The organism is Enterobacter sp. ku-bf2, assembly GCF_001742765.1.
GTDB classification, from domain to species: domain Bacteria; phylum Pseudomonadota; class Gammaproteobacteria; order Enterobacterales; family Enterobacteriaceae; genus Enterobacter; species Enterobacter quasiroggenkampii.
Genome location: NZ_MDVW01000005.1, coordinates 45,038 through 70,452 on the forward strand (window position 1 = coordinate 45,038; position 25,415 = coordinate 70,452).

At 57.2% G+C, this 25,415-nt stretch carries 24 protein-coding genes and 1 other annotated feature; of the genes, 15 read left to right on the plus strand and 9 right to left on the minus strand.

What is annotated here, in order from left to right:
- Positions 1-60: 60 nt before the first annotated feature.
- Genes yidC through rpmH form a run of 4 tightly spaced genes read right to left on the minus strand, consistent with a single transcriptional unit; the run spans position 61 to position 2,444 of the window.
- Positions 61-1,704: a membrane protein insertase YidC gene (yidC, locus tag BFG58_RS10830; RefSeq protein WP_023617679.1), complete on the minus strand. Its 1,644-nt coding sequence runs from the start codon at positions 1,702-1,704 to the stop codon at positions 61-63.
- A gap of 2 nt (positions 1,705-1,706) precedes the next feature.
- Positions 1,707-1,964, minus strand: coding sequence for a membrane protein insertion efficiency factor YidD (yidD, locus tag BFG58_RS23155; RefSeq protein WP_001307474.1), 258 nt, complete (start codon positions 1,962-1,964; stop codon positions 1,707-1,709).
- Positions 1,928-2,287, minus strand: a complete 360-nt coding sequence (rnpA, locus tag BFG58_RS10835; protein WP_024907873.1) for a ribonuclease P protein component — start codon at positions 2,285-2,287, stop codon at positions 1,928-1,930. Before rnpA ends, yidD begins: the two co-directional genes overlap by 37 nt.
- 16 nt (positions 2,288-2,303) lie before the next feature.
- Entirely contained in the window at positions 2,304-2,444 is a 141-nt protein-coding gene (rpmH, locus tag BFG58_RS10840) for a 50S ribosomal protein L34 (RefSeq protein ID WP_000831330.1), read from the minus strand.
- A 599-nt stretch (positions 2,445-3,043) separates the two neighbouring features.
- On the opposite strand from rpmH, the gene dnaA reads away from it, so the two are divergent.
- The 4 genes from dnaA to gyrB are packed head-to-tail and all read left to right on the plus strand — an operon-like array spanning position 3,044 to position 9,056.
- Entirely contained in the window at positions 3,044-4,438 is a 1,395-nt protein-coding gene (gene dnaA / locus BFG58_RS10845) for a chromosomal replication initiator protein DnaA (protein ID WP_039267117.1), read from the plus strand.
- A gap of 4 nt (positions 4,439-4,442) precedes the next feature.
- Entirely contained in the window at positions 4,443-5,543 is a 1,101-nt protein-coding gene (gene dnaN, locus BFG58_RS10850; protein ID WP_008500170.1) for a DNA polymerase III subunit beta, read from the plus strand.
- Positions 5,543-6,616 (plus strand): DNA replication/repair protein RecF, encoded by a 1,074-nt coding sequence (gene recF / locus BFG58_RS10855; protein WP_048030318.1) that lies wholly within the window; start codon positions 5,543-5,545, stop codon positions 6,614-6,616. Before dnaN ends, recF begins: the two co-directional genes overlap by 1 nt.
- A gap of 28 nt (positions 6,617-6,644) precedes the next feature.
- Positions 6,645-9,056, plus strand: coding sequence for a DNA topoisomerase (ATP-hydrolyzing) subunit B (gene gyrB / locus BFG58_RS10860; RefSeq protein ID WP_048030320.1), 2,412 nt, complete (start codon positions 6,645-6,647; stop codon positions 9,054-9,056).
- 34 nt (positions 9,057-9,090) lie between these two features.
- On the opposite strand, the gene BFG58_RS10865 is transcribed toward gyrB, so the two are convergent.
- On the minus strand, positions 9,091-10,026 hold the full coding sequence (locus tag BFG58_RS10865; RefSeq protein ID WP_045909363.1) for a LysR family transcriptional regulator: 936 nt from the start codon (positions 10,024-10,026) through the stop codon (positions 9,091-9,093).
- Positions 10,027-10,135: 109 nt separating this feature from the next.
- Between BFG58_RS10865 and BFG58_RS10870 the strand changes: the two genes are divergently transcribed.
- The 3 genes from BFG58_RS10870 to BFG58_RS10880 all read left to right on the plus strand — a co-directional run bounded on the left by BFG58_RS10870 (position 10,136) and on the right by BFG58_RS10880 (position 13,368).
- A complete protein-coding gene (locus BFG58_RS10870; RefSeq protein WP_069719803.1) occupies positions 10,136-11,161 on the plus strand; it encodes an NAD(P)-dependent alcohol dehydrogenase in 1,026 nt (341 codons plus the stop codon).
- 114 nt (positions 11,162-11,275) lie between these two features.
- Positions 11,276-12,088, plus strand: coding sequence for a sugar-phosphatase (yidA, locus tag BFG58_RS10875; RefSeq protein ID WP_008500165.1), 813 nt, complete (start codon positions 11,276-11,278; stop codon positions 12,086-12,088).
- Between the two features lie 50 nt (positions 12,089-12,138).
- A complete protein-coding gene (locus BFG58_RS10880) occupies positions 12,139-13,368 on the plus strand; it encodes a DUF3748 domain-containing protein (RefSeq protein ID WP_069719804.1) in 1,230 nt (409 codons plus the stop codon).
- Here BFG58_RS10880 and BFG58_RS10885 read toward each other — a convergent pair.
- Positions 13,365-13,697: a YceK/YidQ family lipoprotein gene (locus BFG58_RS10885; protein ID WP_032662055.1), complete on the minus strand. Its 333-nt coding sequence runs from the start codon at positions 13,695-13,697 to the stop codon at positions 13,365-13,367. The two genes, BFG58_RS10880 and BFG58_RS10885, sit on opposite strands and share 4 nt — an antisense overlap.
- A 249-nt stretch (positions 13,698-13,946) precedes the next feature.
- Positions 13,947-14,018 (plus strand) — a sequence feature (ROSE (Repression Of Heat Shock gene Expression) occurs in the 5'-region of heat shock genes and acts as an RNA thermometer to modulate expression.).
- On the opposite strand from BFG58_RS10885, the gene ibpA reads away from it, so the two are divergent.
- The 3 genes from ibpA to BFG58_RS10900 all read left to right on the plus strand — a co-directional run bounded on the left by ibpA (position 14,012) and on the right by BFG58_RS10900 (position 16,821).
- Positions 14,012-14,422 carry a small heat shock chaperone IbpA gene (gene ibpA, locus BFG58_RS10890; RefSeq protein ID WP_008500162.1) on the plus strand — a complete coding sequence of 137 codons (411 nt, stop codon included), beginning with the start codon at positions 14,012-14,014 and terminating at the stop codon, positions 14,420-14,422. Its footprint overlaps the feature before it by 7 nt.
- Positions 14,423-14,558: 136 nt before the next feature.
- A complete protein-coding gene (gene ibpB, locus BFG58_RS10895; protein ID WP_008500161.1) occupies positions 14,559-14,987 on the plus strand; it encodes a small heat shock chaperone IbpB in 429 nt (142 codons plus the stop codon).
- A 172-nt stretch (positions 14,988-15,159) separates the two neighbouring features.
- Positions 15,160-16,821 (plus strand): putative transporter, encoded by a 1,662-nt coding sequence (locus tag BFG58_RS10900; protein WP_023618234.1) that lies wholly within the window; start codon positions 15,160-15,162, stop codon positions 16,819-16,821.
- Here BFG58_RS10900 and BFG58_RS10905 read toward each other — a convergent pair.
- Positions 16,789-17,535 carry a GntR family transcriptional regulator gene (locus BFG58_RS10905; RefSeq protein WP_023618235.1) on the minus strand — a complete coding sequence of 249 codons (747 nt, stop codon included), beginning with the start codon at positions 17,533-17,535 and terminating at the stop codon, positions 16,789-16,791. The genes BFG58_RS10900 and BFG58_RS10905 overlap by 33 nt on opposite strands.
- A 221-nt stretch (positions 17,536-17,756) precedes the next feature.
- On the opposite strand from BFG58_RS10905, the gene BFG58_RS10910 reads away from it, so the two are divergent.
- From BFG58_RS10910 to BFG58_RS10925, 4 genes are all read left to right on the plus strand, one after another.
- On the plus strand, positions 17,757-19,379 hold the full coding sequence (locus BFG58_RS10910) for an alpha-glucoside-specific PTS transporter subunit IIBC (protein WP_008500158.1): 1,623 nt from the start codon (positions 17,757-17,759) through the stop codon (positions 19,377-19,379).
- A complete protein-coding gene (locus BFG58_RS10915) occupies positions 19,376-20,698 on the plus strand; it encodes a 6-phospho-alpha-glucosidase (RefSeq protein ID WP_063622957.1) in 1,323 nt (440 codons plus the stop codon). Before BFG58_RS10910 ends, BFG58_RS10915 begins: the two co-directional genes overlap by 4 nt.
- A 92-nt stretch (positions 20,699-20,790) precedes the next feature.
- Positions 20,791-21,138, plus strand: a complete 348-nt coding sequence (locus BFG58_RS10920) for a YidH family protein (protein ID WP_024907384.1) — start codon at positions 20,791-20,793, stop codon at positions 21,136-21,138.
- Positions 21,128-21,475 carry a DUF202 domain-containing protein gene (locus BFG58_RS10925; RefSeq protein WP_045909368.1) on the plus strand — a complete coding sequence of 116 codons (348 nt, stop codon included), beginning with the start codon at positions 21,128-21,130 and terminating at the stop codon, positions 21,473-21,475. The genes BFG58_RS10920 and BFG58_RS10925 overlap by 11 nt, the downstream gene beginning before the upstream one ends.
- 83 nt (positions 21,476-21,558) lie before the next feature.
- Here BFG58_RS10925 and dsdA read toward each other — a convergent pair whose 3' ends face one another.
- Both dsdA and dsdX read right to left on the minus strand, forming a co-directional pair.
- A complete protein-coding gene (gene dsdA, locus BFG58_RS10930) occupies positions 21,559-22,845 on the minus strand; it encodes a D-serine ammonia-lyase (protein WP_069719805.1) in 1,287 nt (428 codons plus the stop codon).
- A gap of 17 nt (positions 22,846-22,862) precedes the next feature.
- Positions 22,863-24,200 carry a D-serine transporter DsdX gene (gene dsdX, locus BFG58_RS10935; RefSeq protein ID WP_069719806.1) on the minus strand — a complete coding sequence of 446 codons (1,338 nt, stop codon included), beginning with the start codon at positions 24,198-24,200 and terminating at the stop codon, positions 22,863-22,865.
- A gap of 204 nt (positions 24,201-24,404) precedes the next feature.
- Here dsdX and dsdC point away from each other — a divergent pair, with 204 nt between their 5' ends.
- Positions 24,405-25,331: a DNA-binding transcriptional regulator DsdC gene (gene dsdC / locus BFG58_RS10940; protein ID WP_048030332.1), complete on the plus strand. Its 927-nt coding sequence runs from the start codon at positions 24,405-24,407 to the stop codon at positions 25,329-25,331.
- The last annotated feature ends 84 nt before the right edge of the window (positions 25,332-25,415 follow it).

A 25,415-nucleotide genomic window follows, 5' to 3' on the forward strand; every position in this document is an offset into this window, starting at 1 on the left:
TCAATACAAATAAAAAAGGCGGTCAATCGACCGCCCTTATTTTAGCGTTAACTTATCGGATCAGGACTTTTTCTTTTCGCGGCTATGCAGGCCACGTTTTTCCAGACCACGGTAAATCAGCTGCTGCTGGATAATGGTCACCAGGTTGCTGACGATATAGTACAGCACCAGACCTGACGGGAACCACAGGAAGAACACGGTGAAGATGACCGGCATAAAGGTCATAATCTTCTGCTGCATCGGGTCGGTCACGGTGGTCGGCGACATCTTCTGGATGAAGAACATCGTCACGCCCATCAGGATCGGCAGGATGTAGTACGGGTCCTGTGCGGACAGGTCATGGATCCACAGTGCGAACGGCGCGTGGCGCAGCTCAACGGAACCCATCAGCATGTAGTACAGCGCAAGGAAGATTGGCATCTGAATCAGCAGCGGGAAGCAACCACCCAGTGGGTTCACTTTCTCTGCTTTATACAGGGCCATCATCTCCTGGCTCTGACGCTGTTTGTCATCGCCCAGACGCTCACGCATTGCCTGAATCTTCGGCTGCAGCATGCGCATCTTCGCCATGGAGGTGTACTGCGCTTTGGTCAGCGGGTACATGATGCCACGAACGATGAAGGTGATAACGATGATGGAGAAGCCCCAGTTACCCAGGAAGCTGTGGATGAACTTCAGCAGCTTAAACAGCGGCTGAGAGATGAACCACAACCAACCGTAATCCACGGTCAGATCCAGGTGCGGCGCAACAGCGGCCATTTTGTCCTGAATTTCCGGGCCGACCCACAGGGTGCTGGCCAGCTTACCGGTTTGACCCGGCTGTACCAGAACCGGCTGAGATTTGTAGCCGATGGCGGCAAGACCGTTACCCAGGTTCGCGGTATAGAAGTTGTTGGTACCGTCGTTATTTGGCACCCACGCCGTCGCGAAATACTGCTGCAGCATCGCCACCCAACCGCCTTTAGCGCTGACGTTCAGGTTTTCGTTATCGGCAATGGTGTCGAATTTGTATTTCTCGTACTTCGCGTCAGGCGTGGAGTACGCCGCGCCACGGAAGGTATGCAGCGCAAAGTTGCTGCTTCCGGTGTCACGGTGTGACGGCAGATTGATGGACTGCTTCAGTTGGCCAAAGGTCGACAGCTCCAGCGGTTTCGCACTGGCGTTCTGTACGCTGTAGCCCACGTTCACCGCATATTCACCGCGCTTCAGGGTGAAGGTTTTGGTGAAGGTGTTGCCTGCGGCGTCGGTGTACGTCATCGGGATCACGAGTTCGTTCTGACCATCAGCCAGCACAAAGGTGTCATTCTCGACGTTATACAGTGGACGCGCACCGTTAGCCGGGTTATCCGGGCCATCACGACCGGTCAGGCCGCTCTGCGCCTGGTAGATAAACTCAGGCGTGGTTTCCAGTAACTGGAACGGTTCGTTAGACTTCAGCTCTTTCGGGTAGGTTAACAGCAGCGCCTGCTCAACATCACCACCACGGGTGTTGATAGTCAGCTCAAGCACATCGGTCTTAACCGTAATCTGTTTCCCCTGGCCACTGGCCGGTACGCCCTGGTCGGCGGCGCTACCCGCTGCGGTGGTCGTTGTCTGCGTGACCTGCTGTTGTGGTTGAGGATTTTTATCCTGCTCCCACGCCTGCCAGATCATGAAAGACACGAACAACAAAGCGATGATAAGAAGATTGCGTTGCGAATCCATCGTTAGTGTTCTCTGGTATCAAAGGGTCCTGGGGGGACGGGGTCGTCTCCACCTGGGTGTAAAGGGTGGCATTTTAATACGCGTTTCACCGTCAACCAACTGCCTTTTATCACTCCAAACCTGCGCAATGCCTCAATTCCGTAGCTTGAGCATGTTGGTGTGAAACGGCAGTGCGGCCCGAGTAGCGGACTAATCAGGCGTTGATAGACCCGAATGAGGGCTATCAGGACCCGTGAGCCAGGCGACAGTGGCGGCGCCATAATTTTTCCAACGCTTCCGAGAGAGCACGGTTATCGAGGTCGGCAACCCCTTTCTTCGCCACCACCACGAAATCCATTGAAGGCAGTTCGTGCTGACGTAAACGGAAGCTTTCACGCGTCAGACGTTTAATCCGATTGCGTTCATGCGCACGCTTAACATTTTTCTTGGCGACTGTGAGACCGATGCGGGGATGCCCCAGCGAATTTTGGCGGCCGAGGATGGTGATTTGCGGCGTGCCAGCCCGTTGTGGCTGCTGGAAGACGAAAGTGAAATGAGCGGGAGTTAACAAACGTAACTCCCTGGGAAATGCTAGCTTAACCACTCAGGGGTTAGCTTTATTACTTGGAAACGGTCAGACGAGCGCGGCCTTTAGCACGACGACGTGCCAGAACCTGACGACCATTTTTAGTAGCCATACGAGCACGGAAGCCGTGAGAACGGTTGCGCTTCAGTACAGACGGTTGAAAAGTGCGTTTCATGGCGATTTCTACCTAAACTTGAATAAATTCACTGACTTTTGCGTATACCCGAACGAGTTTCGAACGACTAACGCCTCAGCGTGGGTGATTAAAGAGGCCGGATTGTAATAATTGTACACTCCGGAGTCAATTCTCTTTCCTTATTTCCCGCGTATTTCCGCACGTTTTCGCGTGGAAAATGAGCAACGGACGACGCAGGAAGATGAGCATCACGCGCCGGGTCGAGGATTATACGGGCTCACCGACAAAGCGCAAGGATCGTCCCGGATCTTCGTTAGATCATTTAAGCAATAAATTGTCTGTGCTCATTAATTTTTCCAATATGCGGGCTAAATCGTGGGGCACTCGCGCCAGGATCGTTTACACTTAACCGGTTTCTGATCTTCCTGTGGATAAATCGGGAAGAATCTGTGAGAAACAGAAGATCTCTGGCTCAGTTTAGGCTATGATCCGCGGTCCCGATCGGGATCCCAGGATCCTGGTCAGGATAAATTGCAGATAGCAATTCGCACGTCCCCCTTTACACAGGGTCATGCCGATGTGCGCCAACAATCATGAATATTCAATAGTTTTCTTTTATTGTTCGAGTGGAGTCCGCCGTGTCACTTTCGCTTTGGCAGCAGTGTCTTGCCCGATTGCAGGATGAGTTACCAGCCACAGAATTCAGTATGTGGATCCGCCCGTTGCAGGCGGAACTGAGCGATAACACGCTGGCTTTGTATGCGCCAAACCGTTTTGTGCTCGATTGGGTAAGGGACAAATACCTTAATAACATCAATGGACTGCTGAACGATTTCTGCGGGTCAGATGCCCCACAGCTGCGCTTTGAAGTGGGTACAAAGCCGGTCACCCAAACCGTTCGTGAAACCGTAAACGTCGCAGCACCTGCTCAGGCCGCTCCTGTTCCGGCCCCTCGCGTCGCCCCCGCTCGTCAGGGGTGGGATAATGTTCCCGCACCGGCTGAGCCAACCTACCGCTCTAACGTAAACGTGAAACACACGTTCGATAACTTCGTTGAAGGTAAGTCGAACCAGCTGGCGCGCGCGGCGGCTCGCCAGGTTGCTGATAACCCCGGTGGGGCCTACAACCCGCTGTTTCTGTATGGCGGCACGGGTCTGGGTAAAACGCACCTTCTTCATGCGGTGGGCAACGGCATTATGGCGCGCAAGCCCAATGCCAAAGTGGTGTATATGCACTCCGAACGCTTCGTTCAGGACATGGTAAAAGCCCTGCAAAACAATGCGATCGAAGAGTTTAAACGCTACTACCGTTCCGTTGACGCGCTGCTGATCGATGACATTCAATTCTTTGCCAACAAAGAACGATCGCAGGAAGAATTTTTCCACACCTTCAACGCCCTGCTGGAAGGTAATCAGCAGATCATTTTGACCTCGGATCGTTATCCAAAAGAGATCAACGGCGTTGAAGATCGTCTGAAATCCCGCTTCGGCTGGGGCCTGACCGTGGCGATCGAGCCACCGGAGCTGGAAACCCGCGTCGCGATCCTGATGAAGAAAGCCGATGAAAACGACATTCGCCTGCCGGGTGAAGTGGCGTTCTTCATTGCCAAGCGTCTGCGCTCCAACGTGCGTGAGCTGGAGGGGGCACTGAACCGCGTTATCGCCAATGCCAACTTCACCGGTCGTGCGATCACCATCGATTTTGTGCGTGAAGCGCTGCGCGATTTGCTGGCATTGCAGGAAAAACTGGTCACTATCGACAATATTCAAAAGACGGTGGCTGAGTACTACAAGATCAAAGTGGCAGATTTACTGTCTAAACGTCGTTCCCGCTCGGTGGCGCGTCCGCGTCAGATGGCGATGGCGCTGGCAAAGGAGTTAACCAACCACAGTCTGCCGGAAATCGGGGATGCGTTTGGTGGCCGTGACCATACGACCGTGCTGCACGCTTGTCGCAAGATTGAGCAGTTACGCGAAGAAAGCCACGACATAAAAGAAGATTTTTCCAATCTAATCAGAACATTATCATCGTGACGCTATGAAATTTACCGTTGAACGTGAACATTTATTAAAACCGCTGCAACAGGTGAGTGGCCCATTAGGCGGCCGCCCAACGCTGCCTATTCTCGGAAACCTGCTGCTTCAGGTCGCGGACGGTACGCTGTCGCTGACCGGTACAGATCTGGAAATGGAAATGATCGCACGCGTTACGCTGACGCAGCCGCACGACGCGGGCGCGACCACGGTTCCGGCACGTAAATTCTTTGATATCTGCCGCGGGCTGCCGGAAGGCGCTGAAATCGCCGTGCAGCTGGAAGGCGACCGTATGCTGGTGCGCTCTGGCCGCAGCCGTTTCTCGCTCTCCACGCTGCCTGCTGCGGACTTCCCGAACCTGGACGACTGGCAGAGCGAAGTGGAATTTACCCTGCCGCAGGCAACGATGAAGCGTCTGATTGAAGCCACGCAGTTCTCTATGGCGCATCAGGACGTTCGTTACTACTTAAACGGCATGCTGTTCGAAACCGAAGGTGAAGAGCTGCGTACCGTGGCGACCGACGGCCACCGTCTGGCGGTCTGTTCCATGCCGATTGGCGACTCACTGCCAAACCATTCGGTGATCGTGCCGCGTAAAGGGGTGATTGAGCTGATGCGTATGCTCGACGGTGGCGACACGCCGCTGCGCGTGCAGATCGGCAGCAATAACATCCGCGCTCACGTGGGCGACTTTGTCTTCACATCGAAGCTGGTTGACGGCCGTTTCCCGGATTATCGCCGCGTATTGCCGAAGAATCCGGACAAAACGCTGGAAGCCGGTTGCGATAGCCTTAAGCAGGCGTTTGCGCGTGCGGCCATTCTCTCTAACGAGAAATTCCGCGGCGTGCGTCTGTATGTGAGTGAAAACCAGATCAAAATCACCGCCAACAACCCGGAGCAGGAAGAGGCAGAAGAGATTCTGGACGTCACCTACGCCGGGGCTGAGATGGAAATCGGCTTCAATGTTAGCTACGTGCTGGATGTGCTGAATGCGCTGAAATGCGAGAACGTGCGCATCCTGCTGACCGACTCCGTTTCGAGCGTACAGATTGAAGATGCCGCATCACAGTCGGCTGCCTATGTTGTCATGCCAATGAGACTGTAATGTCGCTCACCCGTCTGTTGATCCGCGACTTTCGCAACATCGAGAGCGCGGATCTCGCTTTATCCCCTGGCTTTAACTTCCTGGTTGGCGCGAACGGCAGCGGCAAAACCAGCGTGCTGGAAGCCATCTATACGCTCGGCCACGGCCGGGCGTTTCGCAGTTTGCAGATTGGTCGCGTCATTCGCCACGAGCAGGAATCCTTTGTTCTGCACGGGCGTTTGCAGGGCGAGGAGCGGGAAACCGCCATCGGCCTGACCAAAGACAAGCAGGGCGACAGCAAGGTGCGCATCGATGGTACCGACGGTCACAAGGTGGCCGAGCTGGCGCTGCTGATGCCGATGCAGCTGATCACGCCCGAGGGGTTTACTTTACTCAACGGCGGCCCCAAATACAGAAGAGCGTTCCTCGACTGGGGATGCTTTCACAACGAAGCCGGATTCTTTAACGCCTGGAGCAACCTGAAGCGTCTGCTCAAGCAGCGTAACGCCGCACTGCGTCAGGTGACGCGCTACGCCCAGCTGCGTCCGTGGGACATGGAGTTAATCCCTCTCGCGGAACAGATCAGCCGCTGGCGTGCCGAATACAGCGCAGGTATCGCCGAAGACATGGCCGACACCTGCAAACAGTTTTTACCTGAATTCTCTCTCACCTTCTCCTTCCAGCGCGGCTGGGAGAAAGAGACGGACTATGCCGAGGTGTTAGAGAGAAGCTTCGAGCGCGACCGCATGTTGACCTACACCGCGCACGGCCCGCACAAGGCGGATTTCCGCATTCGTGCTGACGGTGCGCCGGTGGAAGACACGCTGTCGCGCGGGCAGCTCAAGCTCCTGATGTGTGCGCTACGCCTGGCACAGGGGGAGTTTCTTACCCGCGAGAGCGGGCGACGCTGCCTGTACCTGATAGATGATTTTGCCTCGGAACTTGACGACGCGCGGCGCGGGCTGCTTGCCAGCCGCTTAAAAGCCACGCAGTCGCAGGTTTTCGTCAGCGCAATAAGCGCTGAACACGTTATAGACATGTCGGACGAAAATTCGAAGATGTTTACCGTGGAAAAGGGTAAAATAACGGATTAACCCAAGTTGAAATGAGCGAGAAACGTTGATGTCGAATTCTTATGACTCCTCCAGTATCAAAGTCCTGAAAGGGCTGGATGCGGTGCGTAAGCGCCCGGGTATGTATATCGGCGACACGGATGACGGCACCGGTCTGCACCACATGGTATTCGAGGTGGTAGATAACGCTATCGACGAAGCGCTCGCGGGTCACTGTAAAGACATCGTGGTCACCATCCATGCGGACAACTCCGTCTCCGTCACCGATGACGGTCGTGGCATCCCAACCGGTATTCACCCGGAAGAGGGCGTCTCTGCGGCGGAAGTGATCATGACCGTCCTGCACGCAGGCGGTAAGTTCGACGATAACTCCTATAAAGTTTCCGGCGGCCTGCACGGCGTGGGTGTTTCGGTAGTAAACGCCCTGTCGCAGAAGCTGGAGCTGGTTATCCAGCGCGAAGGCAAAATCCACCGTCAGCTTTATACGCACGGCGTGCCGCAGGCACCACTGGCCGTTACGGGCGACACCGACAAAACCGGTACCATGGTGCGTTTCTGGCCGAGCCTCGAAACCTTCACCAACGTCACCGAGTTCGAGTACGACATCCTGGCGAAACGCCTGCGTGAACTGTCGTTCCTGAACTCCGGCGTCTCGATTCGCCTGCGCGACAAGCGTGACAACAAAGAAGACCACTTCCACTACGAAGGCGGTATCAAGGCGTTCGTTGAGTATCTGAACAAGAACAAAACGCCTATTCACCCGAATATCTTCTACTTCTCCACCGAAAAAGACGGTATTGGCGTGGAAGTGGCGCTGCAGTGGAACGACGGTTTCCAGGAAAACATCTACTGCTTCACCAACAACATTCCACAGCGTGACGGTGGTACTCACCTTGCAGGCTTCCGTGCGGCGATGACCCGTACCCTGAACGCCTACATGGACAAAGAAGGCTACAGCAAGAAAGCGAAAGTCAGCGCCACCGGTGACGATGCTCGTGAAGGCCTGATTGCCGTTGTCTCCGTGAAGGTGCCGGATCCGAAGTTCTCCTCACAGACCAAAGACAAGCTGGTCTCTTCTGAGGTGAAATCGGCGGTTGAGCAGCAGATGAACGAACTGCTGAGCGAATACCTGCTGGAAAACCCGTCCGACGCGAAAATCGTGGTGGGTAAAATTATCGATGCGGCGCGTGCCCGTGAAGCGGCGCGTAAAGCCCGTGAAATGACCCGTCGTAAAGGCGCGCTGGACTTAGCTGGCCTGCCGGGCAAGCTGGCTGACTGCCAGGAACGCGACCCGGCGCTGTCCGAACTGTACCTTGTGGAAGGGGACTCCGCGGGCGGTTCTGCGAAGCAGGGCCGTAACCGTAAGAACCAGGCTATCCTGCCGCTGAAGGGTAAAATCCTCAACGTTGAGAAGGCGCGCTTCGACAAGATGCTCTCTTCTCAGGAAGTGGCGACGCTCATCACCGCGCTGGGCTGCGGCATCGGCCGTGACGAGTACAACCCGGACAAACTGCGCTATCACAGCATCATCATCATGACCGATGCGGACGTCGACGGCTCGCACATTCGTACGCTGCTGCTGACCTTCTTCTATCGTCAGATGCCTGAAATCGTTGAACGTGGCCACGTCTATATTGCCCAGCCGCCGCTGTACAAAGTGAAGAAAGGCAAGCAGGAACAGTACATCAAAGATGACGAAGCGATGGATCAGTACCAAATCGCGATCGCACTTGATGGCGCAACCCTGCACGCGAACTCGCACGCTCCTGCACTGGCCGGTGAGCCGCTGGAGCGTCTGGTGTCCGAGTTCAACGCCACGCAGAAAATGATTACGCGTATGGAACGCCGTTATCCGAAAACGCTGCTGAAGGAGCTGGTTTATCAGCCAACCCTGACCGAAGCCGATCTGAGCGACGAGCAAACCGTTACCCGCTGGGTGAATGCCCTGGTGACCGATCTGAACGAGAAAGAGCAGCACGGCAGCCAGTGGAAATGCGATGTTCAGCAGAACGCCGATCATCAGTTCGAGCCGATCGTTCGCGTGCGTACCCACGGCGTCGATACCGACTACCCGCTGGAGCACGAATTTGTGACCGGTCCGGAATACCGTCGCATCTGCACGCTCGGCGAGAAGCTGCGCGGCCTGATCGAAGACGATGCGTTCATCGAACGTGGCGAACGTCGTCAGCCGGTAGCCAGCTTCGAGCAGGCGCTGGACTGGCTGGTGAAAGAGTCCCGTCGCGGCCTCGCGATCCAGCGCTATAAAGGTCTGGGCGAAATGAACCCGGAGCAGCTGTGGGAAACCACCATGGATCCGGAAAGCCGTCGCATGCTGCGCGTTACCGTTAAGGACGCGATTGCTGCAGACCAGCTGTTCACCACCCTGATGGGCGATGCGGTTGAACCACGTCGTGCCTTCATCGAAGAGAACGCCCTGAAAGCGGCAAATATCGATATTTAATCGACGTTATACCGCACGATAACTGGCCGCGCTTTTAGCGCGGCTTTTTTATGGGCGCAGGCATATCCAGCGACATCACGGACGGTAAACGGCTCGCCAGCGTGTCTATGGCCATTCTTACCCTCAGCGGCAGATGCGGCGTCTGCTGCCAGACCGCATGGACGTCAAAATGGACATCCGGCGCCTGCTTCAGGAGCGGGACGAGTTTTCCCTGATGGATTTCTTTAATGGCCATCCAGCAGGGGAGCCAGGCAATGCCGTGCCCGGTCAACGCCGCGTCGCATATGGCCTGCAAATCATCCATATTGAGTGATGAACGAGGAGTAAAGCTGTGCGAGGTCCCTTCATTATCCATCAGCTGCCAGGAGAGGACTCTGCCTGCGCGCAGATAGTTAATCGCCGTATGATGGGGTAAATCAGCCACGCTTTGCGGCTGGCCTTTCTTCTGCAGATAATCCGGCGCGGCACATAGCACCATGCGGTGTTCCCCCAGCTTTCTGGCGACCAGCACGCTGCTGTCCTGCAGCGTGCCGTTACGCACCGCCATATCAAACCCTTCCTCCACCAGATCCACCACGCGGTCGCTGAACGACATTTCAAGCTCAAGCCCAGGGTGTTCCTGCGCCAGTTCAATCAACAGCGGCGCGACGCACTGGCGGCCAAACAGTACCGGCATGGCAACGCGCAGGCGGCCGCTGACCTGCTGTTTCCCTGTTTCAAGCAGCGACTCTGCGCCCCGAATCTCCTCCAGCGCGCGCAGACAGCGCTCGTAGAACAGGGCGCCGTTATCGGTCAGCCGCTGGCTGCGTGTGGTGCGCTGAAAGAGCCGTACTCCGAGGCGTTCCTCAAGGCGAGCAATGCTTTTTCCCACCGCCGAGCGCGACAGGTGCAGGCGAACTGCGGCCTGTGCAAAGCTTCCTGCCTCCACGGCAGCGACAAAAACAGGAATATCTTTCAGCGTATCGGTCATGGATTGTATCCATTCAGGCATCAATAAAGAGAAAACTTATCGCCACTGGTGACGAAGAGTCAACGCTAGACTGTCGGTACTGAAGCTTATTTGATCGCAGGAGAGAGAAATGACAGAGACAATGCAACGCTGGACGATGAACGCCCTCGGGCGCGAGAGCCTCACACTCACTCAGGAGCCCATTCCACAGCCAGGCCCGGGTGAAGTACGCGTACGGGTGAATGCCGTTGCGCTCAACTATCGCGATAAAATGGTGATTGAAGGCACGATGCCGATTCCGCTCTCCTTCCCGTTTACCCCGGCGTCTGACATGGCGGGCGTCGTAGACAGCGTTGGTGAAGGCGTCACGCGTTTCCAGCCCGGCGCTCGCGTTATCTCAACCTTCTTCCCGGAGTGGATCGACGGTAAACCGCAGGCGGACGCGCGCAATTTGCCCTATAGAACGTCCGGTGGATACTTCCAGGGAATGCTGGCCGAGTATGTGATTGTGAAGGAAGACGCGCTGGCGGCATCGCCGGAAACCCTGGATGACGCAGAGGCCAGCACCTTGCCTTGTGCAGGGCTTACCGCCTGGTTCGCGCTGGTGGAACGCGGCCAGCTGCGCGCCGGACAGTCGGTGCTGGTACAGGGGACGGGCGGCGTGGCGATTTTCGCCCTGCAAATTGCCAAAGCGCACGGCGCAGAGGTATTTGTCACCTCGGGGAGCGATGAAAAGCTGGCGTTGGCCAAAAAACTGGGGGCCAGCCAGGGCATCAACCGCCTGAAAGGCGACTGGGCTGAAAATACGCTGGCACTGACGCAGGATCGCGGCATCGACCATATTATTGAAACCGTGGGCGGGGAGAACCTGAAGCACTCCCTGCGCGCCGTTGCCGTTCATGGACGTATCTCGGTCATTGGCGTGCTGGCCGGCACTGACATTTCGCTCTCTGCTGGCGAACTGTTGCAGAAATCTCCCGTCATTCAGGGGATCGGCGTAGGACACCGCAGGGCGCTGGAAGATTTCGTCCGCGCTGTTGATGTCACCGGCCTGAAACCCGTGATTGAGCATCGCTACCGTTTTAACGAGTTTGAACAGGCACTTGAGCATCTGGATCGCGGTGCGTTTGGTAAAATCGTTCTCACTCGCGAGTAAGTTTTTATTCCCCGGGAGAAGCGTAAAAGGGGGCTTTTGTTGCGCAATATAGCTCTATTTTTGTGTGCTTAATCGCGTTAGCATGAGGCAGCACTCATTTATCCCGGGGAACTCATGGCTATCAAACTTATTGCAATCGATATGGACGGCACGCTGTTGCTGCCAGACCACACTATCTCTCCAGCCGTTAAGAACGCGATCGCCGCGGCACGCGCCAAGGGTGTGAATGTGGTCCTCACTACGGGGCGTCCGTATGCGGGCGTGCACAGCTACCTGAAAGAGCTTCATATGAATCAGCCTGGCGACTACTGCATCACCTATAACGGCGCGCTGGTACAGAAAGCCGCGGATGGCAGTACGGTTGCGCAAACCGCGCTGAGCTACGATGACTACCGGTTCCTGGAAAAACTGTCCCGTGAAGTGGGCTCCCACTTCCACGCCCTCGATCGCAATACGCTTTACACCGCCAACCGTGATATCAGCTACTACACGGTACATGAATCCTACGTGGCGACCATTCCGCTGGTGTTCTGTGAAGCCGAGAAAATGGATCCGGCCACCCAGTTCCTGAAAGTGATGATGATCGACGAGCCGGAGATCCTGGATAAAGCGATTGCGCGCATTCCGGCCGAGGTGAAAGAGAAATACACCGTGCTGAAAAGTGCGCCGTACTTCCTTGAAATCCTCGATAAACGCGTCAATAAAGGCACCGGCGTGAAATCGCTGGCCGACGCGCTGGGCATCAAGCCGGACGAAATCATGGCGCTGGGCGACCAGGAAAACGACATCGCGATGATTGAATTCGCGGGCATGGGCGTGGCGATGGATAACGCCATTCCGTCGGTGAAAGAAGTGGCTAATTTTGTCACCAAATCTAACCTCGAAGACGGCGTGGCTTACGCCATTGAGAAGTTTGTGCTGAACTAAACACCCGCTTGCTATACCCTGATGCGATAACTGCGCATCAGGGTATCCTCATGAAACAAATCACCTTCGCTTCCCGCAACCACCAGCTGACCAACATCAATACCTGGACGCCGGACAGCCAGTGGCTGGTCTATGACGTGCGCCCGTCAGGTGCATCGTTCACCGGAGAAACCATCGAGCGGGTCAACGTCGGCACGGGCGAGGTAGACGTGGTTTATCGCGCCACTGACGGCGCGCATGTTGGCGTGGTGACCGTTCATCCCGCGGAGGAGAAATACGTCTTCATCCACGGCCCGAAAAACCCGGATGCAGACTGGCACTACGATTTTCATCATCGTCAGGGGGTGATTGCGCTTCACGGTCAGGTGAGCAACCTGGACGCGATGGATATCACTTCGCCGTACACCCCTGGCGCGCTGCGCGGCGGCAGCCACGTCCATGTCTTCAGCCCGAACGGCCAGCTCGTCAGCTTTACCTATAACGACCACGTGCTGCACGTGCGCGACCCTAAACGTGATTTACGCAACGTCGGCGTGGCGGCGCCTTACGGCCCGGTGAACCCGCAGGGGAACCATCCCCGCGAATACCCGGGTGCTTACTGGAGCGTGCTGGTCAGCCGCACGACGCCCAACCCGCAGCCGGGCAGCGACGAGATTAACCGCGCCTATGAAGAGGGCTGGGTGGGCAACACCAGGCTGGCGTTTATCGGTGATACCCTCTCTGCGCAGGGCGAAAAAGTCCCCGAACTGTTTATCGTCGACCTGCCGGAAGACGAGCAGGGCTGGAAACGCGCGGGCGATGCGCCGCTGCAGGGCACCGAAGAGACCCTGCCAGCCCCGCCTGCAGGGGTTAAGCAGCGTCGTTTGACCTTTACGCATCAGAGGGCCTATCCGGGTCTGGTGAACGTGCCGCGTCACTGGGTTCGCAGCAACCCGCAGGGAACGCAGATCGCGTTTCTGATGCGCGACGATAACGGCATTGTGCAGCTGTGGCTGATCTCGCCTGAGGGCGGCGAGCCGCGCCAGCTGACGCAGACCGCGAGCGGTATTCAGTCTGCGTTTAACTGGCATCCGGCGGGTGACCGACTGGGGTTTGTGCTCGAAAACCGGATCGCCTGCTGTGACGCGCAGACTGGAGAGGTGACGTTTTTGACGTCCGATCACGGCAATCCGCCGTCTGCTGATGCCGTCGTGTTTTCCCCGGACGGGCGCTTTATCGCGTGGATGGAAGAGACAGGGGGTTTCCGTCAACTTTGGTTAACGGAAACCGCGCAGAACTAGCGTGGAGGCATGTCAGCGGGCGGGATAACGGCGTTTGTCGCCAGATTCTCCTGCTCGCTTTTTTCTACCCGTGAGCGCACGGAGTTGTCCTTACGAAACATATCCCACGGCAGCAAAAGCGTATCCGCCACAGCCGTAAACGGCATATCCAGGATAACCAGGGATTTGGTGCCCCAGTTTGTATCGTCATCGGAGATCATCGCCGCGCTGGCGCGCGTCCCCGGATATGTTCCTTCTTTACCGCCGGTGTGAGACATCACGCTCGAACACCCGCAAAGTAAAACAACCCCGCTGAACGTCGTCAGCTTTATCAGAACATTTTTCATCATCACTCAGTCATCGTTAATGGCACTGCATAGACCTGCAACTCAGGGTTATAACGAGCCTTAACCAAAATGGATAGCCCGATAACCCCGCACTGTGGCAGCCATCGCAATTTAACCCTTTGTGCTGTTGTCCCAGTCTAAGCGAGATGCAGGAAAGTGCAAAAAAAAGTGCAGTCGTCGCGCTTGAAAAGCCCGGTTGCAGACCCATTTTAAGAATACGACCCGATAACGAACTCGCCTGATGGGTGTTCGGGGGGCGCAAAGGCCTGTCCATGGTGGAAGGCTTAATTTTCTCGCTGATTTCAGGAGTTTTATTTATGCGTAACTTCGATCTTTCTCCGCTATACCGTTCTGCAATTGGTTTTGACCGCCTGTTTAACCATTTAGAAAATAACCAAAGCCAGAGCAACGGCTACCCTCCATACAATGTTGAGCTGGTTGACGAAAACCACTACCGCATCGCCATTGCCGTCGCCGGTTTTGCAGAAAACGAACTGGAGATCACCGCGCAGGACAACCTGCTGGTGGTGAAAGGTTCCCATACGGCCGAGCAGAAAGAACGTACCTACCTTTACCAGGGCATCGCTGAGCGCAACTTTGAACGCAAGTTTCAGTTGGCCGAGAACATTCACGTGAAAGGCGCGAACCTGGTCAACGGCCTGCTGTTTATCGAACTGGAACGTGTGATTCCGGAAGAGAAAAAACCGCGTCGTATCGAAATTAACTAATTATGCGGGTCGCGCGAGCGGCCCACCCAGACTTGCTTGCCGTAACGGGAGCATATGCGAATCCATCCGGATTTGCAGGAACAACTGCGCACAAAATTAAACTGTGCCGAACTCGCTTCTCAGAAGGAGATTTAGTATGCGTAACTACGATTTATCCCCCTTACTTCGTCAGTGGATTGGTTTTGACAAACTGGCTAATGCCCTGCAAAACACCGCTGAGCAACAGACGTTTCCGCCGTACAACATCGAAAAAAGCGACGATAACCACTATCGCATCACCCTGGCGCTGGCCGGCTTCCGTCAGGAGGATCTGGATATCCAGCTCGAAGGCACGCGTCTGACCGTGAAAGGTACGCCGGAGAAACAAGAGACCGAGACCAAATGGCTGCATCAGGGGCTGGTTAATCAGCCGTTTAGCCTGAGCTTTACCCTGGCAGACCATATGGACGTCTCCGGCGCAACGTTTACCAACGGGCTGCTGCATATTGACCTGACCCGTAACGTACCGGAAGCCATCGCGCCACAGCGTATCGCCATTAGCGACCGGCCGGCGTTAAACAGTTAACAATCCCACCGAACCTGTAGGTCGGGTAAGGCGCAGCCGCCACCCGACACCGCTCACAGACCGCACAAGGCCCTGCCCCGGCAGGGCTTTTTTGTGCGCCATCGCCCATACAACCGCCCACGGCTCTGAGAGAATCCTTAGCATAACTAAGGTTATGCCAAGGAAGTGGATCATGAGTGATATCGCGTTAACCGTCAGCGTGTTGGCCCTGGTCGCTGTTGTTGGCCTGTGGATAGGGAATATCAAAATCCGCGGCGTCGGGTTTGGGATAGGCGGGGTGCTGTTTGGCGGCATTTTTGTCGGCCACTTTGCCGACCAGCTCGGGCTGGTGCTGAGCGCCGAAATGCTCCACTTTACTCAGGAGTTCGGCCTGATCCTGTTCGTTTATACCATCGGGATTCAGGTGGGGCCGGGTTTTTTCGCCTCTCTTCGTGTTTCCGGCTTACGGCTCAACCTGTTTGCCCTCGGCATTGTGGTGATGGGCGGGCTGGTCACCGCCATTCTGCATAAAATCTTTGCTATCCCGCTGCCCGTAGTGCTGGGCATTTTCTCCGGGGCGGTCACCAACACGCCCGCGCTCGGTGCCGGGCAGCAAATCCTGCGCGATTTGGGCATCGAACCCGGCATCGTCGACCAGATGGGGATGAGCTACGCCATGGCCTATCCGTTTGGCATTTGCGGCATTCTGCTCTCCATGTGGCTGGTCCGCGTCCTGTTTCGCATTAACGTCGATAAAGAGGCAAAGGACCACGAAACCACCCTCACCAACGGCCATATGCCGATCAAAACCATCAACATTCGGGTTGATAACCCCAACCTGAACAATATGGCGATTCAGGACGTGCCGATCCTGAACAGCGCCAATATTATCTGCTCCCGCCTTAAGCGCGACGATATGCTGATGGTGCCCGCGCCCGGCACCATCATTCAGCAAGGCGATCTGTTGCACCTGGTTGGCCAGCCCGGCGATTTGAACAATGCCCGTCTGGTGATTGGTCAGGAAGTGGATACCTCGCTCTCCACGCGCGGCACCGATATGCGGGTGGAGCGCGTTGTGGTGACTAACGAGCACGTACTGGGTAAAAAAATACGCGATCTGCAGGTAAAAGAGCGCTATGACGTGGTGATCTCCCGCCTCAACCGTGCGGGTGTCGAGCTTGTCGCCAGCCCCGAGGCCAGCCTGCAGTTCGGGGATATCCTCAACCTGGTGGGTCGCCCCTCGTCCATCGACGCCGTGGCGGATATGGTGGGTAACGCCCAGCAGAAACTGCAGCAGGTGCAGATGCTGCCGGTGTTCATCGGTATTGGGCTTGGCGTGCTGCTCGGCTCTATTCCGCTGTACGTGCCGGGCTTCCCGGTTGCGCTCAAGCTGGGCCTGGCGGGCGGGCCGCTGATTATGGCGCTGATCCTCGGGCGTATCGGCTGCATCGGTAAGCTCTACTGGTTTATGCCGCCGAGCGCCAACCTGGCGCTGCGCGAGCTGGGCATCGTGCTGTTCCTGGCGGTGGTCGGGCTGAAGTCCGGCGGGGATTTCGTCGATACGCTGGTCAAAGGCGAAGGGATGAGCTGGGTCGGCTACGGCATCTTTATCACGGCGATTCCGTTGCTGACGGTGGGCATACTGGCGCGGATGTTCGCCAAAATGAACTACCTGACGCTGTGCGGCATGCTGGCGGGCTCCATGACCGATCCGCCCGCGCTGGCCTTTGCCAACAACCTGCACACCACCAGCGGCGCGGCAGCGCTCTCCTATGCCACCGTCTACCCGCTGGTGATGTTCCTGCGCATCATCACCCCGCAGCTACTGGCGGTGCTGTTCTGGGGGATGGGCTAGCAGGTCGTCCGGGTGGATGCGCCGCAGATGGTAGTCCACCTGGTAATCACTGGTATTGCGGAACATCACGGAATAATTGAGGAACTCGCCGCTATCGCTGTAGGAAAGGGAGGTGATACGCAGCAGCGGCGTCTGTTCCGGCAGGTTCATATAACCCGCCAGCTGCTTATCGGCCAGCACCGGCGTCAGGCTCTCGTAGTTGCCGCTGATGGTGATCCCGCACTCCTTCTCTATGTAATCAAACTTTGACCCTTCAAGATGCGCCAGCGACAGATTGCGAAACAGCTTCACCGGCATAAAACTGTCCTCCAGCATCAGCGGCTTTCCGTCCACGTAGCGCACCCGTCGGGAAAAGTAGATCCGCTCATCCACCTGAATTCGCAGCTGGCTGGCGATGGCGGGCGGGGCGGGCATCACTTCGAACTGCAGCACCTTGCTCTGCACTTCTTTTCCCTGCTGACGCAACACCTCCACCAGCCCTGTCAGGTTGGTGGTTTCGTGGTGAACGTCTTTGCGTGACACAAACGTGCCGCTGCCGTGCCGCCGTTCAACCAGCCCCCAGCTCACCAGCAGATCCAGCGCCTTGCGGATGGTCATTCGCGCCACGCCGAACTCCTGCGCCAGCGCTTTCTCGCCCGGCAGCGGACTGCCGATGTTGTAGTCCGACGAATTCAGCCGCAGCCGCAATCTGTCAGCAATGGATTTGTAGATCACCAGTAGACCTCTCTGCCCTTATCAGGGCGTGGATGGCGTCCTGACATGTCCATATTTACCGCAAAAAGTAGACCTGATTGGTCAAAATAAAACCATGAATGCGATCACGAATCGCAGCGGCACGCCATGTTCGCGCATCAGTAAGTTCTTATGCTCACCTCAGGCCAGCAAAAAACCATAAAGGCCTCTACCCCTACAGGTTGTTTCATGAGGATTTAAAAATGCTCAGTCAAATACAACGTTTTGGCGGTGCCATGTTTACCCCGGTGTTGCTGTTTCCGTTCGCCGGGATCGTGGTGGGAATAGCCATCATGCTTCGCAACCCGCTGTTTGTCGGCGAAGCCTTAACGGCCCCCGATCATCTTTTCGCGCAGATTGTTCACATCATTGAAGAGGGCGGCTGGGCGGTGTTCCGCAATATGCCGCTGATTTTTGCCGTCGGCCTGCCGATTGGCCTGGCGAAGCAGGCCCAGGGCCGTGCCTGTCTGGCGGTGCTGATTAGCTTCCTGACCTGGAACTACTTCATCAACGCGATGGGGATGACCTGGGGCCACTTCTTTGGCGTCGACTTCTCCGCCGAACCGACGGCCGGTAGCGGGCTGGCGATGATTGCCGGCATCAAAACGCTCGATACCAGCATCATCGGTGCAATCGTGATTTCAGGCATCGTCACCGCCATCCATAACCGCTATTTTGACAAGCCGCTGCCGGTGTTTCTGGGGATTTTCCAGGGCAGCTCGTTTGTCGTTATCCTCGCGTTCTTCGTCATGATCCCCTGCGCCTGGCTGACGCTGCTGGGCTGGCCGAAAGTGCAGATGGGCATTGAGTCCCTGCAGGCGTTCCTGCGCTCTGCCGGGGCGCTGGGCGTGTGGGTCTATACCTTCCTGGAACGCATTCTGATCCCAACCGGATTGCACCACTTCGTCTACGGTCCGTTCATCTTCGGCCCGGCGGCGGTGGAAGGGGGGATTCAGGTCTACTGGGCGCAGCATCTGCAGGAATTCAGCCAGAGCACCCTGCCGCTGAAAACCCTCTTCCCGGAAGGCGGCTTCGCCCTGCACGGTAACTCAAAAGTGTTCGGCTCGGTCGGGATTGCGCTGGCGATCTGGTACACCGCGTCGCCGGAAAACCGCGTCAAGGTCGCGGGGCTGCTGGTCCCGGCCACGCTTACCGCGGTGCTGGTGGGCATTACCGAACCGCTCGAATTCACCTTCCTGTTTATCTCGCCACTGCTGTTTGCCGTTCACGCCGTGCTGGCGGCGACCATGGCGACGGTGATGTACACCTTCGGCGTGGTCGGGAACATGGGCGGCGGCCTGCTGGACCAGTTCCTGCCGCAAAACTGGATCCCGATGTTCCATAACCACGCCGCGACGGTCTTTACCCAGATCGGCATTGGCGTCTGCTTCACCGGAGTTTACTTCGTGGTCTTCAAAACGCTGATTGCACGTCTGAACCTGAAAACCCCGGGCCGGGAGGAGAGCGAAATCAAGCTCTACAGCAAGGCCGACTATAAGGCGGCGCGCGGGCAAACCACCGCCCCGGCCGCGGCCAGCCAGCAGGTCGGGCAGGCCGCCGGATTCCTGCAGGCGCTCGGCGGCGCGGCCAACATCGAAAGCATCAACAACTGCGCCACCCGCCTGCGCATCGCCCTGGTCGATATGGCGAAAACGCAAAGCGATGACGTCTTCAAAGCCCTCGGCGCCCACGGCGTGGTGCGACGCGGCAACGGCATTCAGGTGATTGTCGGCCTGCACGTTCCTCAGGTGCGCGACCAGCTGGAATCGCTGATGAAAACCCCCTTAACGAATGAACAAACCACCCTGACAGAGGCTATATCATGAAAAAATTCTCAGTTGTCATTGCAGGCGGCGGCAGCACCTTTACGCCTGGTATCGTCCTGATGCTGTTAGCCAACCGTGACCGTTTCCCGCTGCGCGCGCTGAAGTTCTATGACAACGACGGCGCGCGTCAGGAGACCATCGCCGAAGCGTGCAAAATCATCCTTAAGGAACAGGCTCCGGAGATTGAATTCAGCTACACCACCGATCCGAAAGCGGCCTTTAGCGATGTCGATTTCGTGATGGCGCATATCCGCGTGGGCAAATACCCGATGCGCGAAAAAGATGAAAAAATCCCGCTGCGCCACGGCGTGCTGGGCCAGGAAACCTGCGGCCCGGGCGGGATTGCCTACGGCATGCGCTCTATCGGCGGCGTGCTGGAGCTGGTGGATTACATGGAGCAGTACTCTCCGAACGCGTGGATGCTGAACTACTCCAACCCGGCGGCGATTGTCGCGGAAGCCACGCGCCGCCTGCGTCCGAACGCCAAAATCCTCAATATCTGCGATATGCCGATCGGCATCGAAGGGCGCATGGCACAGATTGTTGGCCTGAAAGACCGCAAAGAGATGCGCGTGCGCTACTACGGCCTGAACCATTTCGGCTGGTGGACGTCAATTGAAGACCTGAACGGCAACGATCTGATGCCGAAGCTGCGCGAATACGTGGCGAAAAACGGCTATGTTCCGCCTTCTGACAATGCTCACACCGAGGCGAGCTGGAACGATACGTTCGCCAAAGCCAAAGACGTGCAGGCGCTGGATCCGGATACCATGCCGAACACCTACCTGAAGTATTATCTCTTCCCGGACTACGTGGTCGCGCATTCCAACCCGGAACGCACCCGCGCCAATGAGGTCATGGACCACCGTGAGAAGCACGTGTTCAGTTCCTGCCGGGCGATTATCGAGGCGGGAAAATCCTCCGCCGGTGAGCTGGAAATCGACGAACACGCGTCGTACATCGTCGATCTGGCGACCGCCATTGCCTTTAACACCCAGGAGCGGATGCTGCTGATTGTGCCAAACAACGGGGCCATCCATAACTTTGATGCCGATGCGATGGTGGAAATTCCTTGCCTGGTGGGCCATAACGGACCGGAGCCGCTCACGGTGGGCGATATTCCGCACTTCCAGAAAGGGCTGATGAGCCAGCAGGTGGCGGTGGAAAAACTGGTGGTGGATGCCTGGGAGCAGCGTTCGTACCAGAAACTCTGGCAGGCGATTACCCTGTCGAAAACCGTGCCGAGCGCGTCTGTTGCGAAAGCGATTCTGGATGACCTGATCGAGGCCAACAAGGATTACTGGCCAGAGCTGCACTGATCGTCCTGACCGGCATCGCCCGATGCCGGTCTCCTTGTCCTTGTCGATTTACGCTATGCTGAAGCCTGCCCGTAGCTCGACAAGGAACCTTCATGAAAATTTCCCGCCTCGGCGAAGCGCCGGACTACCGCTTCTCGCTGGCTAATGAACGCACGTTTTTAGCGTGGATCCGCACCGCGCTGGGATTCCTTGCCGCCGGGGTGGGGCTCGACCAGCTCGCGCCTGATTTCGCCACCCCGCTGATTCGCGAGGTGCTGGCGCTGCTGCTGTGCCTGTTCGCGGGCGTGCTGGCGATTTACGGCTACCTGCGCTGGCTGCGCAATGAAAAAGCGATGCGTTTGAAGCAGGATCTGCCCTATACGCGTGGATTACTTATCATCAGCGCGATTTTGCTGGCGGTGGCGGGGGTGGTGATGGTGCTGGTGTTCTATGGCGGATAGCCGCAAAGCGCGACGCGAAGCGGACCCCGGCCTGCAGCCGGAGCGGACGTCACTCGCCTGGCTGCGCACGCTGCTGGGGTATGGTGCGCTGATTGCCCTGGCGATTAAGCACAACTGGCACCGCACCGGGGTGCCGTTCTGGATCTCGCTTGTTGTGCTGGCGCTGGTGGCGATCGTTTTATGGCGCTATACCCGCAGTCGTAACCTGATGGACGTGGCAAAAGAGGATGTTGTGCAGCCGAAGGCGGTGCGGGATAAGTTCCTGATTGCGCTGGCTGTGCTTTCTCTCTCTCTGCTGTTTGCGATGACCCACATTCAGCAAATTGTGAGCTTTTAAAGCCCGGTGGCGGCTACGCCTTACCGGGCCTACAACTGCCGCGAACCGTAGGCCGGGTAAGGCGTAGCCGCCACCCGGCAGAATTACTGCCCTTTCGCCAGATACTTCGCCATCTCGTCTTCCGGCACCATGCCGCCGCCGGTCGCCCACACCAGGTGGGTAACGCTGGCATCTGAAGGCACGCGCAGCGGTCCGGCCATGCCCGCCAGCGCGGACGGTTCCAGCCGAATGCCTTCCTCCTGCGCCAGCCAGCCGAGCATGTCGTACATGCTCTGATCGGAAAGCGTATAGAACCCGTCAAGCAGGCGCTCCATGGCGCGGCCCACGAAGCCGGACGCGCGTCCTACCGCCAGCCCGTCCGCTGCCGTTACGTTATCAATGCCCAGGTCCTGTACGGCAATCTCGTCGTGCAGGCCGGTGTAGACGCCCAGCAGCATGCACGGGGAGTGCGTGGGCTCCGCGAAGAAGCAGTGGACGTTGTCACCAAAGGCCAGCTTCAGGCCAAACGCCACGCCGCCAGGGCCGCCGCCGACGCCGCACGGCAGATAGACGTACAGCGGATGATCGGCATCCACCACGCGGCCCTGTGCGGCAAACTGCGCCTTTAGCCGCTCGCCTGCCACCGCGTAGCCCAGGAACAGGGTGCGGGAGTTTTCATCGTCAATGAAGAAACAGTTCGGATCGCTTTCTGCCGCTTTGCGTCCCTGCTCCACCGCCACGCCGTAATCCTGCTCATATTCCACGACGATGACGCCGTGGCTGCGCAGTTTGGCTTTCTTCCACTCGCGGGCGTCGGCGGACATATGCACCGTCACCTTAAAGCCGATGCGGGCGCTCATGATACCGATGGACATCCCCAGGTTGCCGGTTGAGCCTACCGCAATGCTGTACTGGCTGAAGAAGTCCTTAAAGCGCGGCTCCAGCAGGATGCTGTAGTCATCCTCAACGCTCAGCAACCCGGCGTCCAGAGCCAGCTTTTCCGCGTGGGTCAGCACCTCATAGATACCGCCGCGCGCTTTAATCGAGCCGGAAATCGGCAGATGGCTGTCTTTTTTCAGCAGCAGCGTGCCGGGAATAGACTTAGCAGATTCTTTCTCCAGCCGCGCCTGCATTGCCGGGATCGCGACCAGTTCGGATTCAATAATCCCACCCGTTGCAGCCGTCTCCGGGAAGGCTTTCGCCAGATACGGCGCGAAGCGGTTGAGTCGCGCATGGGCGTCGTCCACGTCGGCTTTGGTCAGCCCGACATAGGGCAGCCCTTCCGCCAGCGTGGTGGTGCGCGGGTTAAGCCAGGTGGTTTCTTTAAGGGCAATCAGATCCTCAACCAGAGGAAACTGTGCGGTTAAATTGGTGATAGTTGCGTTTTCCATAATACGTCTCTTCGCGCTCAGATAATGAAAGAAAGCAGGAATGTGCCGCCAAGTGCAAGCACCGAGGCGATAAACGTCGCCGTCGTATAGTATTTGAAGGTCTCATTCAGGGTCGCGCCGCAGTACTGCTTCACCAGCCAGAAGAGGGAATCGGTGACGATCGTGCAGCCAATTGCGCCGGAACCGATGGCAATGGTAATGATCTCCGGACTGACGTTCGGGTAGAGCGGCAGCATCGGCGCGACGATGGCCGTGGCGCCCATCATCGCGACCGTGGCGGAGCCAACGGCGGCATGCAGCACCAGCGCCACCAGCCAGGCGAGCAGAATAGGGTGCATGTGCAGGTTCGAGAGAATATGCGCCAGCGAGTCCGCCAGTCCGCTGGTTTTCAGGATGGCGTTGAACGCGCCGCCCGCGCCGATAATCAGCAAAATGTTGGCGATAGAGCCAAAGCCGTGCTCCGTATGGGTCAGCATCGCGCCCATGCCCATGTGCTGGCGGATCCCCAGCAGGTAGTAGGCGACAAACACGGCGATAAACATGGCGGTGATGGGGTTGCCGATAAACTCCAGCAGCGTATACAGCGTGCCGTCTTTTGCCACATTCAGTTCGGCGATGGTCTTCACCAGCATCAGGGCAATCGGCAGCAGCACCGTAAACAGCGTGGCGCCCAGCGACGGCAGGGTATGCTCCTCCCGCACCTTCAGATCTGAAAATTCCGCCGGAACCGGTTTAAACGGCAGACGATTGCCGAGCAGTTTCAGGAACAGCGGGCCGCCGACCAGAGAGGCCATCAGGCCCACCAGCAGGCCGTAGACGATCACCGTCCCGACGTCCGCCCCTAATTTATTGGTCACAAACAGCGCAGCCGGATGCGGCGGCACCACGCAGTGCACCGCCATCAGCGCGGTACAGAGCGGAATGGCCAGCTTGAGCAGCGACGTGTGGGTCTTTTTGGCGATGGAAAACGCCAGCGGGATCAGCAGGACCACGCCCACTTCCACGAACAGCGTAATGCCGCAGATCAGGCCGACCAGTACCATAATCACGTCTGCTGACAGCCAGCGGCAGCGCTGCAGGGCGATCCCGATGCGCTCTGCCGCGCCGGAAACCTCCATCATCTTGCCGAGAATGGTCCCAAGACCAATCACGGCCGCCAGGAAGCCCAGCGTGCCGCCAATCCCGCTCTCAATGGCGTTTACCATATCCAGCGGGCTCATTCCCATCATTGCGCCGACGAAAAAGCTCGCCAGCAGCAGCGCGAGGAACGGGTGAAACTTCAGTTTTACGATGGTTAAAACAATCAACACAATGCTGACCAGCAGCGTTGCCACAACCCAGACCTGAGATCCCATATCTCACCTCACCCTTATGTCATCTGGGGGTATTGGACGAAAAAGCGGCGTGGGCTGACAAACGATATAAATTGGCGTTCAGGTGAGCCAGATTGAATCAACTGAGTGACTGCGCTCTAAAAAACGCACTTAATCCGCATTAGGTTCACATAAATTCACCCTTAAACGGTATGCTGAGCGCAGAAACCACGCGTGAGAATTGTGATGACCGATGCAAATGAAGCCAGAAACCGGCTGCTCAACGGCTGGCAACTGTCGAAAATGTACACCTTTGAAGTGGCGGCCCGGCATGAATCCTTCGCGCTGGCGGCGGAGGAACTGTCGCTTAGCCCCAGCGCGGTGAGCCACCGCATTAATCTGCTGGAAGAGGAGCTGGGTATTCAGCTGTTTGTCCGTTCGCACCGTAAAGTTGAGCTGACGCAGGAGGGAAAGCGCGTTTACTGGACGCTAAAATCGTCCCTCGACACCCTGAATCAGGAGATCCTGGACATCAAAAACCAGGCGCTGTCCGGCACGCTGACGGTCTACTCCCGGCCGTCGATCGCCCAGTGCTGGCTGGTACCCATGCTGGGCGACTTTACCCGCCGCTATCCGTCAATTTCGCTCACCATCCTGACCGGTAATGATTACGTCAATATGCAGCGAACAGGTGTCGATCTGGCGCTCTACTTCGACGATACCCCGCCAAACCATCTGTCTCACCACTTCCTGATGGACGAAGAGATTTTGCCCGTCTGCTCGCCGCAGTATGCCCGCGAGCATGAGCTGTTGAAAAACCCCGATAACCTCAGCCACTGCACGCTGCTGCATGACCGTCAGGCCTGGAGTAATGATTCTGGTACGGATGAGTGGCTGAGCTGGGCGCAGCACTTTGCGGTGAATATGCCGCCATCATCGGGCATTGGTTTCGATCGTTCCGATTTGGCGATCATTGCGGCCATCAACCACGTCGGCGTCGCGATGGGCAGAAAGCGGCTGGTGCAAAAACGGCTTGAACGGGGCGAACTGATCGCTCCGTTTGGTGACAAGACCCTGAAATGTCATCAGCACTACTATATTTCGACGCTTTCTGGCCGTCAGTGGCCGAAAATTGACGCCTTTATCAGCTGGCTGAGAGAACTGGCAGGTTGAAGAATTATTACGCTTTCGCGCTACACCAAATGTGAAAAAGCGTGCTAAATACAGGTAATGCTTTCGATTTATCCAGGGTAAACC